At 69.3% G+C, this 16,295-nt stretch carries 15 protein-coding genes and 1 pseudogene; 11 read left to right on the top strand and 5 right to left on the bottom strand.

The window, feature by feature from the left end:
- Positions 1–239 precede the first annotated feature (239 nt).
- A complete protein-coding gene (locus ACQEWB_RS11860; RefSeq protein ID WP_432829891.1) occupies positions 240–803 on the top strand; it encodes a hypothetical protein in 564 nt (187 codons plus the stop codon).
- Positions 804–878: 75 nt separating this feature from the next.
- Positions 879–1,472, top strand: a complete 594-nt coding sequence (locus tag ACQEWB_RS11855; protein ID WP_432829889.1) for a hypothetical protein — start codon at positions 879–881, stop codon at positions 1,470–1,472.
- Here ACQEWB_RS11855 and ACQEWB_RS11850 read toward each other — a convergent pair.
- Entirely contained in the window at positions 1,449–2,462 is a 1,014-nt protein-coding gene (locus ACQEWB_RS11850; RefSeq protein WP_432829887.1) for a COX15/CtaA family protein, read from the bottom strand. The genes ACQEWB_RS11855 and ACQEWB_RS11850 overlap by 24 nt on opposite strands.
- Positions 2,463–2,554: 92 nt before the next feature.
- A complete protein-coding gene (locus ACQEWB_RS11845) occupies positions 2,555–3,475 on the bottom strand; it encodes a hypothetical protein (protein ID WP_432829885.1) in 921 nt (306 codons plus the stop codon).
- A 147-nt stretch (positions 3,476–3,622) separates the two neighbouring features.
- On the opposite strand from ACQEWB_RS11845, the gene ACQEWB_RS11840 reads away from it, so the two are divergent.
- Positions 3,623–6,937 (top strand): ABC transporter substrate-binding protein, encoded by a 3,315-nt coding sequence (locus tag ACQEWB_RS11840; protein ID WP_432829883.1) that lies wholly within the window; start codon positions 3,623–3,625, stop codon positions 6,935–6,937.
- A gap of 10 nt (positions 6,938–6,947) precedes the next feature.
- Here the strand turns inward: ACQEWB_RS11840 and ACQEWB_RS11835 are convergent.
- The 3 genes and pseudogenes from ACQEWB_RS11835 to ACQEWB_RS11825 form a co-directional block, all read right to left on the bottom strand.
- Positions 6,948–7,663, bottom strand: a pseudogene (locus ACQEWB_RS11835) (ABC transporter permease).
- 47 nt (positions 7,664–7,710) lie between these two features.
- The gene (locus ACQEWB_RS11830) at positions 7,711–8,634 is read right to left on the bottom strand and encodes an ABC transporter ATP-binding protein (RefSeq protein ID WP_432829881.1); all 924 of its coding nucleotides are present in this window, start codon (positions 8,632–8,634) and stop codon (positions 7,711–7,713) included.
- Positions 8,635–8,644: 10 nt separating this feature from the next.
- On the bottom strand, positions 8,645–9,520 hold the full coding sequence (locus ACQEWB_RS11825; protein ID WP_432829879.1) for an aminoglycoside N(3)-acetyltransferase: 876 nt from the start codon (positions 9,518–9,520) through the stop codon (positions 8,645–8,647).
- Positions 9,521–9,681: 161 nt separating this feature from the next.
- Between ACQEWB_RS11825 and ACQEWB_RS11820 the strand changes: the two genes are divergently transcribed.
- The 8 genes from ACQEWB_RS11820 to ACQEWB_RS11785 all read left to right on the top strand — a co-directional run bounded on the left by ACQEWB_RS11820 (position 9,682) and on the right by ACQEWB_RS11785 (position 16,264).
- Entirely contained in the window at positions 9,682–10,425 is a 744-nt protein-coding gene (locus ACQEWB_RS11820; protein WP_432829877.1) for a helix-turn-helix transcriptional regulator, read from the top strand.
- Entirely contained in the window at positions 10,422–11,846 is a 1,425-nt protein-coding gene (gene sufB, locus ACQEWB_RS11815; RefSeq protein ID WP_432829875.1) for a Fe-S cluster assembly protein SufB, read from the top strand. Before ACQEWB_RS11820 ends, sufB begins: the two co-directional genes overlap by 4 nt.
- Before the next feature lie 61 nt (positions 11,847–11,907).
- On the top strand, positions 11,908–13,089 hold the full coding sequence (gene sufD / locus ACQEWB_RS11810; protein ID WP_432829873.1) for a Fe-S cluster assembly protein SufD: 1,182 nt from the start codon (positions 11,908–11,910) through the stop codon (positions 13,087–13,089).
- On the top strand, positions 13,089–13,409 hold the full coding sequence (locus tag ACQEWB_RS11805; RefSeq protein WP_432829871.1) for a non-heme iron oxygenase ferredoxin subunit: 321 nt from the start codon (positions 13,089–13,091) through the stop codon (positions 13,407–13,409). The genes sufD and ACQEWB_RS11805 overlap by 1 nt, the downstream gene beginning before the upstream one ends.
- Positions 13,410–13,416: 7 nt before the next feature.
- On the top strand, positions 13,417–14,181 hold the full coding sequence (sufC, locus tag ACQEWB_RS11800; RefSeq protein ID WP_432829869.1) for a Fe-S cluster assembly ATPase SufC: 765 nt from the start codon (positions 13,417–13,419) through the stop codon (positions 14,179–14,181).
- Complete coding sequence (locus tag ACQEWB_RS11795; protein WP_432829867.1) at positions 14,178–15,449, top strand: cysteine desulfurase; 1,272 nt, start codon at positions 14,178–14,180, stop codon at positions 15,447–15,449. The genes sufC and ACQEWB_RS11795 overlap by 4 nt, the downstream gene beginning before the upstream one ends.
- An 18-nt stretch (positions 15,450–15,467) precedes the next feature.
- The gene (sufU, locus tag ACQEWB_RS11790) at positions 15,468–15,935 is read left to right on the top strand and encodes a Fe-S cluster assembly sulfur transfer protein SufU (RefSeq protein ID WP_432829865.1); all 468 of its coding nucleotides are present in this window, start codon (positions 15,468–15,470) and stop codon (positions 15,933–15,935) included.
- Positions 15,932–16,264, top strand: coding sequence for a metal-sulfur cluster assembly factor (locus tag ACQEWB_RS11785; protein WP_037743875.1), 333 nt, complete (start codon positions 15,932–15,934; stop codon positions 16,262–16,264). Before sufU ends, ACQEWB_RS11785 begins: the two co-directional genes overlap by 4 nt.
- Positions 16,265–16,295: the final 31 nt, after the last annotated feature.

Raw genomic sequence — 16,295 nt, 5'->3', positions numbered from 1 at the left:
GGTTCATCCCCCCGATGCGTGAAGCGCGTGAACCAGATGTTAACGGGGGCCGCCGCATATGCGCATTGAGTGTGTCAATGGATGTGTAACGAATGGGACTCGGTGATCTCCGAAGTGATCTCCGAAGTGATCACCGAGGTGATCTCCGGAAAGAATCATGAGGTGTCACTTGACAGTCGCTTGACATCACTTCATGGTGGAGGAGGAGCGGAAGTCGAGGAGCGGATCGGGGGACGACCATGAGTGAGCGGGAGAGCGATCGGCGCGACAGGGAGACCGAGGTACGGGATCTCATAGACGACATGCAATTGGACTACGGGATGTCGGAGGGATCCTTCGCCGCCCTCGGCATGCTCATCACCGACGCCTCCCTGGCCGCCGACGAGCCGGCCCTGCGCGCGGCCCACGACGGCCTACGACGCCTGTACGGACAGCTGGTACCCGACCGGGACAATCCCAAGGTCGCCGAGCAGCGCGGCCGGTTGCTCGGCCAGATCGACATCACCTTCTGGGCGTTGCGACGCCTGCCCTCCGGACTCCAGCTGAACCTCGACCCGAACGGCCACGCCGCCCGCTTCCTGACGGAGATCGCCCACGAGCCCGGGCTGAGCAACGAGCAGCTCGCCGACCGCCTCAAGGTCGACATCACCGAGGTCAGCCGGGTCGGCCGCAAGCTGACGGCGTCCGGTGTGGCCATGAAGAGCCGGCAGTGGCGGCACAACGCCTGGACCATCACCCCGCGCGGCGTCACCTGCCTGGAGCAGGCCGGTCTGGCCGAGGTCCAGGTGTCCGGCACGGACTGACGGACCGGGGGAATCGCGGTGACGGAGGGGGAGACGGGGAGATCCCTGCCGCCTCACGAGGGGCGGCCCGAGGCGATGACCGTGGGCACGCGGTACGCGTCGGTGCGGGACGTCGTCGTGATCGTCGGCGTACTGCTGGCCCTCTCCGTCGCGCTCGCCACCGCGCTGGTGCAGGCCTGGCCGCCACCCGTCGCGCCGGGCGCCGCCGAGAAGGCCGACCGGATACGCATCCTGTTCTGGACGCCCCGGCTGCTGCGCGACACACGGCTCTTCGTGGTCGTCACGGCGGCCGGCGGTCTGGGCGCCCTCATCCACGTCCTGCGCTCGGTCTACGAGTACGTCGGCAATCGGCGCCTGAGACGCAGCTGGCTCCCGATGTACCTCATCGAGCCCTTCGTCGGGGCCGCTCTCGCCCTCGTCGTCTACTGCGTGCTGCGTGGCGGCCTCACCACGAGCATGGCGTCCTCCGCCGACATCAACCCGTACGGAATGGCCGCCGTGGCCGCACTCGTCGGGATGTTCTCGCGGCAGACGGTCGACAAACTGCGCGACGTCTTCAACATGCTGCTGACCTCGCCGAAGGACAGCCCCGGCGAGGGACTGCCCCACACCGACCCCGACGCGAGCGCGCGGCCGACCGGCTCGTCAGACCCCGGCCCCGACAGCTGACCCCGACTGGGCCGGCCCCGGCAGCTGAACCTCCGCCGCCGGCCGCTCCCGCATCGCGAGCAGCACCCGGAGCACCCCGATCCACACCAGGCCGGAGCCGAGCATGTGGAGGGCGACCAGGGCCTCGGGGAGGTTCGTGAAGTACTGGACGTAGCCGATGACGCCCTGGGACAGCAGGATCAGGAAGAGTTCCCGGGTGCGGTCCAGGGGGCTCTTGGGAGCGTCGACCGCCTTGAGGACGAACCACAGTGCGAACGTCAGCGTCACCACGATCCACGCCAGTACGGCGTGCAGCTTGCTGACCGTCTCCCAGTCCAGTGGCATCCGCTCGACCTCGCTGGAGTCGCCCGCGTGCGGCCCGGAACCGGTCACCACCGTGCCCACCGCGATCAGCAGCACCGACGCCAGCACCAGGAACCACACCATCTGCTGCACCGGCTTCCCGACCAGCGGACGGGCCGCCCCGTCGCCCTCCCGCGTCCGCTGCCACATCACCGTGGCGACCGCGATCAGCCCGGAGGAGAGCAGGAAGTGCGCCGCGACGGTGTACGGGTTGAGCCCGACCAGCACCACGATCCCGCCGAGGATCGCGTTGCTCATCACGATCCAGAACTGCGCCCAGCCGAGCCGGGTCAGACTCCGCCGGTACGGCTTCTCCGCGCGCGCCGCGATGATCGCCCAGCCGACCGCCGCGCACAGTACGTACGTCAGCATCCGGTTGCCGAACTCGATCATGCCGTGCACGCCCATCGCACTGGTCGTGGTGAGCGAGTCGTCCGTGCACTTGGGCCAGGTCGGGCAGCCGAGCCCGGAACCGGTCAGCCGCACCGCACCGCCGGTGACGACGATGACGACGGACATCACGAGCGCGGCAAGCGCCGCCCGCTGAACCGTCTTCGGGGTCGGGGTCCAACGTGCGGCGATGAAGGCGAGCGGGTTGCGCACGGCGGCTACGGCGTCGGCGCGGGTCAGATTTGGCACGGGGTCCATCGTAGGCCGCCGCTTGTGCATGCGTTCACGAGGGGGCGGGGTGCGGGTCACAAGGGAGCGGGGCGCCGCGCCGGACGCCCCGCTTCCCCAGTTCAGCGGACGCAGATCACCTGCGCCTTGAGCGACCAGGTGGCGGGCGTCCCGGGCGCCAGTTCGGTCAGACCCGCCCGTCCTTGGGCCGGAGTGGGCGGGATCGGCGTCGGGCGCAGCTCCACCGGGGCGAGCCGGTCGAGGGTGGCGCTGTTCCCGGAGAAGACGAGCCCCGTGGCGTACGCACGGCTGCCCGGCCAGCACCTGGCGACGGCCGTCTTCGACGAGGCCGCACCGGCAGCGGGCTTCCAGGCGCTCTCATGGAAGGTCTGCTGGAGCGGCTTGGCGCACACCGCGTAGGCCGTCAGCCTCCACGGCGCGGATGTGGCGATCGCCTCACCGGCCCGTGCGTAGCCCACCCTGAGCCCTCGGGTGAGGGTGAGGGAGTTGAGGCCGACCCCGTAGTCGGCGCCCGTGACCCACGCGCCGAGTCCGATCAGCCGGGTGGAGGCCGGGCAGGCGACGGCCACGGTCTTGGGGCTGAGGGAGTCGGACGCCGAGGTGGCCTGCTTGTACGTCAGCCCGGCGGGCTTGTCGGCGCACACCGCGTAGGCCCGCAGCTGCCACTTGGCCGTGGAGTCGGCTCGGACTTCCTCGGCCGATGCGGTCCACCGGTCCCCAGCGGACGAGTGGACCGGGTGCGAACCGCGCAGCAGCACGCCCTGCTTGCCGCCGACCATGCGCACTCCGCCCGCCAGCACCACCTTGCCGCGTGGGCACGGGGCGCTGACGGACCGCGAGGAGTTGGAGTCGTACGTGCTGTGTCGCTCCACGTAGGTGTACCCGGACACGGCCGTCGGCTCGTCCAGCAGCACGTTGGCCGCGGCCGGTGCCGCCGTGAGGCCGCTGCCGCCGAGCGCCGCGCACAGGACCGGCACGGTGGCCCAGAACACCGGATGGCGTGACAGGGATGAAGGGATCATGGCGACTCTCCTCGATTCCGGCCGCAACACCTCGTCGGCGAGCGGCTGTTGGGTGAAGTGGGTCACACTCCACCGCTCTGTCCCGCTACGCTCCTGAACGGGCGCTTGGAGCGCCTTGGTACCGGCTTGGAACGAGGGCGATGCCCCATGTCAGCCACGGAATTCGGCGTCCTGGGTCCCTTGCGGGTGATGCGTTCCGGCACCGCCCTGCCGCTGGGCGGACCCCGGCAGCGCGCGGTCCTCGCCCTGCTGCTGATCGAGGCGGACCGGGTCGTCACCCTGGACCGACTCGTCGACGAGATCTGGGGCGACGACCCGCCGGACGGGGCGGTCACCTCTCTGCAGACATACGTCTTCCATCTGCGCCGGATCCTGGAGCCGGGCCGCGCTCGCGGGGCCGCGGCCGAGCTGCTCGTCACCGAGGGACGCGGCTACCGGCTGCGCACCGACCCCGCGGCGACGGACGCCGGACGCTTCGAGGCGGCGGTCCGGAAGGGGCGCGAGGAGCTTGACGAGGGCCGGCACGCCGACGCGGGTCGGACGCTGCGGGCGGCTCTGGAGCTGTGGTGTGGGGCGGTGCTGGAGGATCTGGGCGAGTACGGGTTCGTACGACGGGAAGCGGCGCGGTTGGAGGACGTACGGCTGGCCGCGCTCGAAGCGCGTGTCGAGACCGACCTGGCGTCGGGACGGCATGCCGCTGTCGTGGGCGAGTTGGAGCAGTTGGTGGCCGCGCATCCTTTCCGGGAGCAGCTGTGCGCGCAGTTGATGCTCGCGCTGTACCGGTGTGGCCGGCAGGCGGAGGCGCTGGCCTGCTATCGGCGGTTACGGGAGCGGCTGGCCGATGAACTGGGCCTGGATCCCGACGAGTCGGTGCGGCGCGTCCATCAGGCGGTGCTGGCCCACGATCCGAGCGCGGCCGCACCGCGCCGGGTGCTGGGGCCGGTCCCGGGGCGGCGTCGGCGTACTCCCTCCCCGGTCGTGTCCTTCGCCGCGATCGCCGCCCTCTGCCTCGGCTTCATCTCCGGCGCGAGCGCGCCCCGTTCGGTCCCGGTCTCGCTGGAGGCCAACACCGTGGGGGCCGTGGCCGGTGGCGGTGGTCCGCCGGTGCCGGTCGGGCAGAGTCCGGACGGGCTGGCGTGGGGTGCGGGGTCGGTGTGGGCGGCGAACAGCGGGGACGACTCGGTCAGCCGGATCGATCCGGATACGCGGGCCGTCCAGTTGATTCCGGTGGGTGCGGGGCCGGTCGCCGTTGCGGTCAGTGGGGATGACGTGTGGGTGGCGAACAGCGGTGACAGGACGGTTTCGCGGATCAACGCCGACGTGAACCGGGTCGTCGACACGGTGCGGGTGGGCAACCTGCCCTCGGCGATAGCGGCCGGTCCGAGTGGGGTGTGGGTGGCGCTGAGCGGTGACAACGCGGTGCGGCGCATCGACCCCGAGTCGGGCCGCGTGGGCCGGGCCGTCGCGGTGGGCAGGGCCCCGGCCGGTATCGGCGTGGGCGAGCGCACGGTGTGGGTGGCCAACAGCCTTGACGGCACGGTTACTCCGGTGGATGTGGCTACGGGGCAGGCGGGGAGTCCTGAAACGGTGGGCACGGGGCCACGCAGCGTCGCTGTCACGGAGGACGCGGTGTGGGTTGCCAACGGGCTGTCCCTGACGGTCTCCCGCATCGACGCCCACACCGGTGTCGTCACCACCCACGCGGTGGGCGACGGGCCCCGCACGGTGGTCGCGGGGGAGGAAGGGGTCTGGGTGAGCAACGAGTACGACGCCACGGTCGTGCGGCTCGATCCCCGCAACGGACAGCCGATGCGGACGGTCCGTACCGGGAGTTCGCCGCGCGGGCTGGCGCTGGCGGGGGACCGGGTGTGGGCCGGGGCCAGGGCCTTCGCGTCGTCGGCTCATCGGGGCGGCACGTTGACAGTGCTGGGGCTGGGCGGGGCCTTCGAGGTGGGGATCGATCCGGCCGACGTCTATCTCGGCGAGGCGTACCTGGCCCTCAGCGTGGCCTACGACCACCTCGTCAACTGGCGCCAGGAACCCGGAGGATCGGAGATGACGCTAGTGCCGGACCTGGCCACCGAGATCCCGCGGCCGACCGACGGCGGACGCACGTACAGCTTCACGCTGCGGCACGGAATCCGCTATTCCGACGGGCGGACCGTCAGGGCCTCGGACTTCGGCCGTGCCGTACAGCGGGCGCTGACCGACGAGGCAGGAAACCCGCTGTCCTTCACCCGGATCATCGGTGGGGCGACGTGTATGGACGACCCCGACCGCTGCGACCTGTCGCGCGGCGTCGTGATCGACGACATGAAATCCACCATCACCTTCCATCTCACCGAGCCGGATCCGGACTTCCTGGGCAAGCTCACCCTGTTCGTGTCGCCGACGCCTCCGGGCACCCCGGCCGAGAACGTCGGTAACCAACCTGTTCCTTCGACCGGCCCGTACCGGATCGGCGAGTACCACAAGGGCAAGGAGCTCGTCCTCGTACGGAATCCGTACTTCCGTGAGTGGTCCCACGTGGCACAGCCGGCCGGCTATCCCGACATCATCCGCTGGCGGGCGGTCCCGACGGCCGACAAGCAGATCGCCGAGGTGAACGCCGGCAGAGCGGACCTCGCGATCCATCTCAACAGCCATCCCGGGTGGCCCGATCTGCGACGGCTCGCCGTGCGGTATCCCGGGCGGCTGCGTGTCGCCCCGTCGTTCTTCATGATCTACGAGGTTCTCAACACGCGTGTGCCGCCTTTCGACGACAAGCGGGTGCGCCAGGCCCTCGCCCACGCCGTCGACCGGAACAAGCTGGTGTCCTTGATGGGCGGGCCCGAAATCGCGTCCAAGACCTGCCAGTCGCTGCCGCCGGGCTTTCCCGGCTACCGTCCGTACTGCCCTTACGGACTCGACCTCGACCGGGCCAGGACGCTGGTCAGAGCCTCCGGTACGGCGGGCATGCGGGTGGGTGCCTGGACCTGGGACGCGGAGGCGAACCGCCGCGTCACCGCCTACTTCGTGGACCTTCTGAACGAGCTCGGCTACCGCGCGACCCTGCACGTCCTCCCGGACATCGACAAGTACTGGCCGACGGTGGCGGACTCACGCACACGAGCACAGGTGATGGTCCAGCCCTGGTGGCCCGACTACCCGTCGCCCTCCACCTACCTCACGCAGCTCCTCAGCTGTGACAGCTTCCGTCCGGCCAACAGACAGAGCCAGAACTTCGCCGAGTACTGCTCTCCATCGCTGGACCGGCTCATGTCCTCCGCCCAGGCCGCCGAGGGCTCCGACCCCGCGCTGGCCGGCCGGCTGTGGGAGCAGGTCGACCGGAAGGTCGTGGACGAGGCCGTCCGGATACCCGTGGCCAACGGCAGACAGGTGTCATTCACCGCCACTCGCCTCGGTAACTACCAGACCGCGCCAGGATTCGGACCGCTCATCTCCCAGATGTGGGTCCGCTGAACCCGGCCACTCACTCCCAGCGGAAGAACCTCCCCGCCACCGCCAGCCCCACAACCGCCCACACACCCAGAATCCCCAGGTCCCCCACGGCATCGCCGCCCCGTGCTGCAACACATCCCGCAACCCGTCCGACAGCGCCGAGATCGGCAGCAGCCCCAGCACGTCCTGCGCCCCCTGCGGGTACTTGTCCATCGGGACGATGACCCCGCCGCCCACCAGCAGCAGCAGGAACACCAGGTTCGCCGCGGCCAGTGTCGCCTCCGCCTTCAGGGTGCCCGCCATGAGGAGGCCCAGGCCGGAGAAGGCCGCCGTGCCCAGGATCAGGAGCAGAAGGACGGCGGCCGGGTTGCCGTGCGGGGACCAGCCCAGGGCGAAGGCGATCGCCGTCAGGAGCACCACCTGGAGGATCTCCGTGACCAGGACCGATGCCGTCTTCGCCGTCATCAGGCCCCAGCGGGGCAGGGGGGACGAAGCGAGGCGTTTCAGGACGCCGTAGCGGCGTTCGAAGCCCGTGGCGATCGCCTGGCCCGTGAAGGCCGTGGACATGACGGCCAGGGCCAGGACGCCGGGGGTGAGGAAGTCCACCGCCTTGCCCGCGCCCGTGTCGACGATGTCCACGGAGCTGAACAACACCAGCAGCAGCGTAGGGATCACGACCGTCAGCAGAAGTTGCTCCCCGTTGCGCAGGAGCATCTTCGTCTCCAGCGCCGCCTGTGCCGCGATCATGCGGGGGAGGGGGGCCGCGCCGGGCTTCGGCGTGTACGTACCCGCAGTCACGAGCGCAGCTCCTTGCCGGTGAGTTCCAGGAACACGTCTTCCAGGGTGTGCCGTTCGACCGAGATCTTGTCCGGCATCACGCCGTGCTGCGCGCACCAGGAGGCGACGGTGGCGAGCAGTTGGGGGTCGACCTTGCCGCCGACCCGGTAGGAGCCGGGGGTCAGCTCCGCGGCCGTGCAGTCCGCCGGGAGGGCCTTGAGGAGGGAACCCACGTCCAGGCCCGGGCGGCCGACGAAGCGCAGCGTGTTCTCGGCGCCGCCGCGGCAGAGGTCCTCGGGGGAGCCCTGTGCGATGAGCCGGCCCGCGTCGATGATCGCGACGTCGTCGGCGAGCTGCTCGGCCTCTTCCATGTAGTGCGTGGTGAGGACGACCGAGACGCCGTCGGCGCGGAGGTCGCGGATCAGGTCCCAGGTCGCGTGCCGGGCCTGCGGGTCGAGACCGGCGGTGGGCTCGTCCAGGAAGACCAGTTCCGGGCGGCCCACCACGGCCATTGCCAGGGCCAGACGCTGCTGCTGGCCGCCGGACAGGCGGCGGTACGACGTGCGGCCGCAGGAGCCGAGGCCGAGGCGTTCGATCAGGGCGTCCACGTCGAGCGGGTTCGCGTGCAGCTTCGCCACGTGCCGCAGCATCTCGTCGGCCCGCGCGCCCGAGTAGACGCCGCCGGACTGGAGCATCACGCCGATGCGGGGGTGGAGTCCGCGGGCCTGGCGCACCGGGTCGAGGCCCAGTACGCGCACCGAGCCGGAGTCCGGTTTGCGGTACCCCTCGCAGGTCTCCACGGTGGTCGTCTTGCCCGCGCCGTTCGGGCCGAGTACGGCGGTCACGCCCGCCTGGGCCACCAGGTCGAGGCCGTCCACGGCGGTTTTCGTGCCGTACCGCTTCACCAGGGCCTGAACCTGGAGCACGGGCTCACTTCGCATGGGCCCGAGTCTAGGTTCGGGGCCTGCGGCTTCGGTGGGCGGGTGCGGGATTGCCCTCCGTATCCACACAGGTGTCCTCGGCGTTCGGTATCTCGTCCTCCCGGGACCGGTGCAGCGCCAGCCACCGCTCCGCGTACGCCACCGCGTCCGCGACGGGGAACAGCCGTACGTGGGCCGCGCCCACCCTGCCTCGTACGACGGGACGGTCCCGTTCGAAGTCGTAGCCGAGTTCGTCGAACCGGTCCGAGGTGATCGACACCTCCGTCACCGTCTCCCAGCCGCCCCCGGGTGCCGGGCGGCCCACCGCGACCAGGGGTGAGGGGATGCGGTACTCGGCGAGATGGAAACTCGTGCAGGAGCCGTAGCCCGCGCCGAGCAGCAGCACCCGCGCGCCCAGCCGCTCGAGGCGCGCCAGCGGGCTGCGCTCGCCGAGCCGGCAGTCGGGTGCGTGACCCTCGACGATCTCCGCCGCGCGCGGGCCGACGGCCGCGAACGAGGTCTGCGGGTGAGCGCTGCGCAGGGCGCCCGGCCACGTCCGTACGGTCTCCGGGACCACGCCGACCCCGCGGGACGGGGTGATCAGGGGGTCGTACGCCGGCATCGTGGCCCGGATCCGGTCCCACCACTCCTCCGGGACCGGCGGGTTTCCCCACAGGGACGGGTCCGAGAGGTCGCCGGTCTGGGTCGGGACGACGATCGTGCCGTCCGGGCCGACCGCGTCGAGCAGCCCCTGGACCACCGCGACCGGGCCTCCGCAGACCCAGCCGAGACTGCTGAGGGAGGAGTGCACCAGGAGGATCTCGCCGGTCTCGACACCCAGTAGGCGCAGCTCTGCCGAGACTGTGTCGCGGGTGACAAGAGGGCCGGTCGGAGCGGGTTTCGGCATGGTTCGGGAGTCTCCCCGAAGGGGGACCGGGACGCCACCCGTTTGATCGATCAAAGATCGTTTTCGCAGGTCAGATTAGGTAAACCTAAGTGACGCAGGGCACCGTCCACCGGCCCGGACGTGGGTTGCCCGGTCCTGAGGAATTACGCAACAATGGCGTTGTGAAAAACGTCGGCGAGGCTCTGGAGGCCCCCATGGGGGCGCACCAGGAAGAGCACGCGACCGGTGAGCGCTCCACGCGCAACCGCGTCGCGCGATCGATCCTGGACCATGGGCCGTCGACCGTCACCGAGCTGGCCGGGCGACTGGGTCTCACCCCCGCGGCCGTACGACGGCATCTGGACGCACTCGTCGTCGACGACGTCGTGGAGGCACGGGAGCAGCGGGTCTACGGCGCACGCACGCGTGGCCGTCCCGCGAAGGTCTTCGCGCTCACCGACTGCGGCCGCGACGCCTTCGACCAGTCGTACGACAAGCTCGCCGCGGACGCCCTGCGCTTCATCGCGGAGCGGTTCGGCGGGGACGAGGCGGTCGTCGCCTTCGCGCGCGCGAGGATCGCCGAGCAGGCCGACGCCTACCGCAAGGCGATCGAGGCCGCCGCCCCCGAGGACCGCACGGAAGCCCTGGCCAAGGCCCTGAGCGCGGACGGGTACGCTGCTACGGCGCGCAGCGCACCGGTGGGCGAGCAGCTGTGCCAGCACCACTGCCCCGTCGCCCATGTCGCGGAAAAGTTCCCCCAGCTCTGCGAGGCGGAGACCGAGATCTTCTCCCAGCTGCTCGGGACGCATGTCCAGCGACTCGCAACCATCGCGCACGGTGACGGCGTCTGTACGACATTCATCCCAAAGATTTCCAAGACCACTGATAACGCATCTGTAAGCACCGCCGGGAGGAACCCCGCATGACACTCCCCATCGAGGAGACTGCCCACCCCGAGCTCGAGGGTCTGGGCAACTACGAATACGGCTGGGCCGACTCCGACGTGGCTGGTGCCTCTGCCAAGCGCGGTATCAACGAGGACGTCGTCCGGGACATCTCCGCGAAGAAGAGCGAGCCGGAGTGGATGACCAAGCTCCGTCTCAAGGGCCTGCGCCTCTTCGACAAGAAGCCCATGCCGAACTGGGGCTCGGACCTCTCCGGCATCGACTTCGACAACATCAAGTACTTCGTGCGCTCCACGGAGAAGCAGGCGGAGTCCTGGGAGGACCTGCCCGAGGACATCAAGAACACGTACGACAAGCTCGGCATCCCCGAGGCGGAGAAGCAGCGTCTCGTCGCGGGCGTCGCGGCCCAGTACGAGTCCGAGGTCGTCTACCACCAGATCCGTGAGGACCTGGAGGAGCAGGGCGTCATCTTCCTGGACACCGACACCGCGCTGAAGGAGCACCCGGAGCTCTTCAAGGAGTACTTCGGCACCGTCATCCCGGTCGGCGACAACAAGTTCGCGTCGCTGAACACCGCCGTGTGGTCCGGCGGCTCCTTCATCTACGTCCCGCCGGGCGTCCACGTGGAGATCCCGCTCCAGGCCTACTTCCGTATCAACACGGAGAACATGGGCCAGTTCGAGCGCACCCTGATCATCGTCGACGAGGGCGCCTACGTGCACTACGTCGAGGGTTGTACGGCCCCGATCTACAAGTCGGACTCGCTGCACTCCGCGGTCGTCGAGATCATCGTCAAGAAGAACGCCCGCTGCCGCTACACGACCATCCAGAACTGGTCGAACAACGTCTACAACCTGGTCACCAAGCGCGCCGTCGCCTACGAGGGCGCGACCATGGAGTGGATCGACGGCAACATCGGCTCCAAGGTGACGATGAAGTACCCGGCCGTCTACCTGATGGGCGAGCACGCCAAGGGTGAGACCCTGTCGATCGCCTTCGCGGGCGAGGGGCAGCACCAGGACGCCGGTTCCAAGATGGTCCACATGGCGCCGAACACCTCCTCCAACATCGTCTCCAAGTCGGTGGCGCGCGGTGGCGGCCGTACCTCCTACCGCGGTCTCGTCGAGATCGGCGAGGGCGCCCACGGCTCCAAGTCGAACGTGCTGTGCGACGCACTGCTCGTCGACACCATCTCCCGCTCCGACACGTACCCCTATGTGGACGTCCGCGAGGACGACGTGTCCATGGGCCACGAGGCGACCGTCTCCAAGGTCTCCGAGGACCAGCTCTTCTACCTGATGAGCCGTGGTCTGAGCGAGTTCGAGGCGATGGCGATGATCGTGCGCGGCTTCGTCGAGCCCATCGCCAAGGAGCTGCCCATGGAGTACGCCCTTGAGCTCAACCGGCTGATCGAGCTCCAGATGGAAGGCGCGGTCGGTTAACACCGGCTCACGCCCCCGTCGTAAGTCTTACTAGCGTCAGAAAGCGAGCAGACCGACAGCCATGGCTGAGGCTCAGAACATCCCGGTTGGCAGCACCACCGCCGGCGCGGTGGCCGTTGCCGCCGAGTCGACCGTCGCCACGCGCATGAGCGCGCCCCCGTCCTTCGACGTGGCGGACTTCCCGGTCCCCCACGGCCGCGAGGAGGAGTGGCGGTTCACGCCGCTGGAGAGGCTGCGCGGGCTGCACGACGGCTCCGCGGTCGCCAGTGGTGAGGGCGTGAAGGTCGAGGTGCAGGCCCCCGAGGGCGTCACCGTCGAGATCGTCGACCGCGACGACCCGCGCCTCGGCAAGGCCGGCACCCCGGTGGACCGCATCGCCGCGCAGGCGTACTCCTCCTTCGAGAAGGCCGGTCTCGTCACCGTCCCCAAGGAGACGGTCCTCACCGAGCCGATCCGCATCTCGGTGCACGGCGAGGGCGGGGTCCGCTACGGCTACCAGGTCATCGAGCTGGGCGCCTTCGCCGAGGCCGTCGTCGTCATCGACCACACCGGTGACGCGGTCATCGCCGCCAACGTCGACTACGTCATCGGCGACGGCGCCAAGCTCACCGTCGTCTCCATCCAGGACTGGGACGACAAGGCCGTGCACGTCGCCCAGCACAACGCGCTGATCGGCCGGGACGCCACGTTCAAGTCGTTCGTCGTCACCTTCGGCGGCGATGTCGTACGACTGCACCCGCGCGTCGCCTACGCCGGCACCGGCGGCGAGGCCGAGCTGTTCGGCCTGTACTTCACGGACGCGGGCCAGCACCAGGAGCACCGCCTCCTGGTCGACCACAACACCCCGCACTGCAAGTCGAACGTGATGTACAAGGGCGCGCTCCAGGGCGAGGGTGCCCACGCGGTGTGGATCGGTGACGTCCTCATCGAGGCCAAGGCCGAGGGCACCGACACGTACGAGATGAACCGCAACCTCGTGCTGACCGACGGCGCCCGCGTCGACTCCGTGCCGAACCTGGAGATCGAGACCGGCGAGATCGTCGGCGCCGGACACGCCTCCGCGACCGGCCGCTTCGACGACGAGCAGCTCTTCTACCTGATGGCCCGCGGTATCCCGGCGGACGAGGCCCGTCGTCTCGTCGTCCGCGGCTTCTTCGCCGAGCTGGTCCAGCAGATCGGCGTCGACGACATCGAGGCGCGGCTGCTGGAGAAGATCGACGCCGAGCTGGAGGCGTCGGTCTGATGTCGGCCTTTCTGCGCGCCTGCGGGCTGAGCGAGCTGGAGGAGGACACCCCGAAGCGGGTGGAACTCGACGGCACGCCGGTCTCGGTCGTGAAGACCGAGGGGGAGGTCTTCGCGATCCACGACATCTGCTCGCACGCGAACGTCTCCCTCTCCGAGGGCGAGGTGGAGGACTGCCAGATCGAATGCTGGCTGCACGGCTCCAGCTTCGACCTGCGCACCGGCAAGCCGTCCGGCCTGCCCGCGACGCGCCCCGTCCCCGTATACCCCGTAAAGATCGAAGGGGACGACGTGCTCGTCTCCCTCAACCAGGAGTCCTGAGGAACCCATGGCAACGCTTGAAATCCACGACCTGCACGTCACCGTCGAGGCCGACAACGCCACGAAGGAGATCCTCAAGGGCGTCGACCTGACCGTGAAGCAGGGCGAGACGCACGCCATCATGGGCCCCAACGGCTCCGGCAAGTCGACCCTCGCCTACTCCCTCGCGGGCCACCCCAAGTACACGATCACCGGCGGCACCGTCACCCTCGACGGCGAGGACGTCCTGGAGATGTCCGTCGACGAGCGCGCCCGCGCGGGCCTGTTCCTGGCGATGCAGTACCCGGTCGAGGTCCCCGGCGTGTCCGTGTCGAACTTCCTCCGTACCTCCGCCACCGCCGTCCGCGGCGAGGCCCCAAAGCTGCGCACCTGGGTGAAGGAGGTCAGGGAGACCATGGAGCGCCTCTCCATGGACCCCTCCTTCGCCGAGCGCAACGTCAACGAGGGCTTCTCCGGCGGTGAGAAGAAGCGTCACGAGATCCTCCAGCTGGAGCTGCTCAAGCCGAAGATCGCGATCCTCGACGAGACCGACTCCGGCCTGGACGTCGACGCCCTGCGCGTCGTCTCCGAGGGCGTCAACCGGGTCCGTGAGACCGGCGAGGTCGGCACCCTGCTGATCACGCACTACACGCGCATCCTGCGCTACATCAAGCCCGACCACGTGCACGTGTTCGCGAACGGCCGGATCGCCGAGTCCGGCGGCCCGGAGCTCGCCGACCAGCTCGAGGCCGAGGGCTACGACAAGTACGTGAAGGGTGGCGCATCTTCGTGACACAGCTGCCGGGCCTCCTCACTGAGTCCAATCTTCTTGGCGAGGCGATCCGCAAGGACTTCCCGATCCTGGACCGGCAGGTCCACGACGGCAAGAAGCTTGTGTACCTGGACAACGCGGCGACCTCGCAGAAGCCGCGCCAGGTGCTGGACGCCCTCAGTGGTTACTACGAGCAGTACAACGCCAACGTCCACCGCGGTGTGCATGTGCTCGCCGAGGAGGCCACGGCGCTGTACGAGGGCGCGCGGGACAAGGTCGCCGCGTTCATCAACGCGCCCTCCCGCGACGAGGTGATCTTCACCAAGAACGCCTCCGAGTCGCTCAACCTCGTTGCCAACATGCTCGGTTGGGCCGACGAGCCCTACCGGGTGGACAACGAGACCGAGATCGTCATCACGGAGATGGAGCACCACTCCAACATCGTCCCGTGGCAGCTGCTGTCGCAGCGCACGGGCGCGAAGCTGAAGTGGTTCGGCCTGACCGACGACGGCCGCCTCGACCTGTCCAACATCGACGAGATCATCACCGAGAAGACGAAGATCGTCTCCTTCGTGCTGGTGTCGAACATCCTGGGCACGGTCAACCCGGTCGAGACGATAATCCGGCGCGCGCAGGAAGTCGGCGCCCTGGTCTGCATCGACGCCTCCCAGGCCGCCCCGCACATGCCGCTGGACGTACAGGCCCTCCAGGCCGACTTCGTGGCCTTCACCGGCCACAAGATGTGCGCCCCGACCGGCATCGGCGTCCTCTGGGGCCGCCAGGAGCTGCTCGAGGACCTGCCTCCGTTCCTCGGCGGCGGCGAGATGATCGAGACGGTCTCGATGCACTCCTCGACGTACGCCCCGGCGCCCCACAAGTTCGAGGCGGGCACGCCCCCGATCGCCCAGGCGGTCGGTCTCGGCGCGGCGATCGACTACCTGTCGGCGATCGGCATGGACAAGATCCTCGCCCATGAGCACGCGCTGACGGAGTACGCGGTCAAGCGCCTGTCGGAGGTCCCGGACCTGCGCATCATCGGTCCGGCGACGGCCGAGGACCGGGGCGCGGCGATCTCCTTCACGCTCGGGGACATCCACCCGCACGACGTGGGCCAGGTACTGGACGAGCAGGGCATCGCGGTCCGCGTGGGCCACCACTGCGCCCGCCCGGTCTGCCTCCGGTACGGAATTCCTGCGACCACGCGAGCGTCGTTCTATCTGTACTCCACGCCGGCCGAGATCGATGCTCTGGTCGACGGACTGGAGCACGTACGGAACTTCTTCGGCTGAAGGGCGTGAGCTGAGACCGTGAAGCTGGACTCGATGTACCAGGAAGTCATCCTGGACCACTACAAGAACCCGCACGGGCGGGGCTTGCGGGATGGCGACGCCGAGGTGCACCACGTCAACCCGACCTGCGGCGACGAGATCACCCTCCGTGTGAAGTACGACGGCACGAGGATCGAGGACGTCTCGTACGAGGGCCAGGGCTGCAGCATCAGCCAGGCCTCGGCCTCCGTCCTCAACGAGCTCCTCGTCGGCAAGGACCTCTCCGACGCGCAGAAGATCCAGGAGACCTTCCTGGAGCTGATGCAGTCGAAGGGCCGGATCGAACCGGACGACGCGATGGAGGAGGTGCTGGAGGACGCGGTCGCGTTCGCCGGTGTCTCCAAGTACCCGGCCCGGGTCAAGTGCGCCCTCCTCAGCTGGATGGCGTGGAAGGACGCGACGGCCCAGGCACTGGGTGGCGCCGACGCCGAAAGGAAGACGGCATGAGCGAGACCGTTGAGATGAAGCCGGCCTCGGAGGAGGAACTCCGCGAGGCGCTGTACGACGTCGTCGACCCCGAACTCGGCATCGACGTCGTCAACCTGGGCCTGATCTACGGCATCCACATCGACGACGCGAACATCGCGACGATCGACATGACCCTGACGTCCGCGGCCTGCCCGCTCACCGACGTCATCGAGGACCAGGCCAAGTCCGCCACGGACGGCCTCGTCAACGAACTGCGCATCAACTGGGTCTGGATGCCGCCGTGGGGCCCGGACAAGATCACGGACGACGGCCGGGAGCAGCTGCGGGCGCTGGGGTTCAACGTCTGAGACGACTGACCGGGACGACCGGGACGACCGG

Source organism: Streptomyces sp. CA-249302 (assembly GCF_050936785.1).
Lineage (GTDB): Bacteria > Actinomycetota > Actinomycetes > Streptomycetales > Streptomycetaceae > Streptomyces.
The sequence above is the reverse complement of the archived record's forward strand: the minus strand, read 5'-3'. Positions and strand labels throughout refer to the sequence as shown.

What these genes read in the sequence shown, in the direction of transcription:
- ACQEWB_RS11860 (WP_432829891.1), top strand. Translation starts at nt 240, where the DNA reads ATGAGTGAGCGGGAGAGCGATCGGCGCGACAGGGAGACCGAGGTACGG.
- ACQEWB_RS11855 (WP_432829889.1), top strand. Translation starts at nt 879, where the DNA reads ATGACCGTGGGCACGCGGTACGCGTCGGTGCGGGACGTCGTCGTGATC.
- ACQEWB_RS11850 (WP_432829887.1), bottom strand. Translation starts at nt 2,462, where the DNA reads ATGGACCCCGTGCCAAATCTGACCCGCGCCGACGCCGTAGCCGCCGTG.
- ACQEWB_RS11845 (WP_432829885.1), bottom strand. Translation starts at nt 3,475, where the DNA reads ATGATCCCTTCATCCCTGTCACGCCATCCGGTGTTCTGGGCCACCGTG.
- ACQEWB_RS11840 (WP_432829883.1), top strand. Translation starts at nt 3,623, where the DNA reads ATGTCAGCCACGGAATTCGGCGTCCTGGGTCCCTTGCGGGTGATGCGT.
- ACQEWB_RS11830 (WP_432829881.1), bottom strand. Translation starts at nt 8,634, where the DNA reads ATGCGAAGTGAGCCCGTGCTCCAGGTTCAGGCCCTGGTGAAGCGGTAC.
- ACQEWB_RS11825 (WP_432829879.1), bottom strand. Translation starts at nt 9,520, where the DNA reads ATGCCGAAACCCGCTCCGACCGGCCCTCTTGTCACCCGCGACACAGTC.
- sufB (WP_432829875.1), top strand. Translation starts at nt 10,422, where the DNA reads ATGACACTCCCCATCGAGGAGACTGCCCACCCCGAGCTCGAGGGTCTG.
- sufD (WP_432829873.1), top strand. Translation starts at nt 11,908, where the DNA reads ATGGCTGAGGCTCAGAACATCCCGGTTGGCAGCACCACCGCCGGCGCG.
- ACQEWB_RS11805 (WP_432829871.1), top strand. Translation starts at nt 13,089, where the DNA reads ATGTCGGCCTTTCTGCGCGCCTGCGGGCTGAGCGAGCTGGAGGAGGAC.
- sufC (WP_432829869.1), top strand. Translation starts at nt 13,417, where the DNA reads ATGGCAACGCTTGAAATCCACGACCTGCACGTCACCGTCGAGGCCGAC.
- ACQEWB_RS11785 (WP_037743875.1), top strand. Translation starts at nt 15,932, where the DNA reads ATGAGCGAGACCGTTGAGATGAAGCCGGCCTCGGAGGAGGAACTCCGC.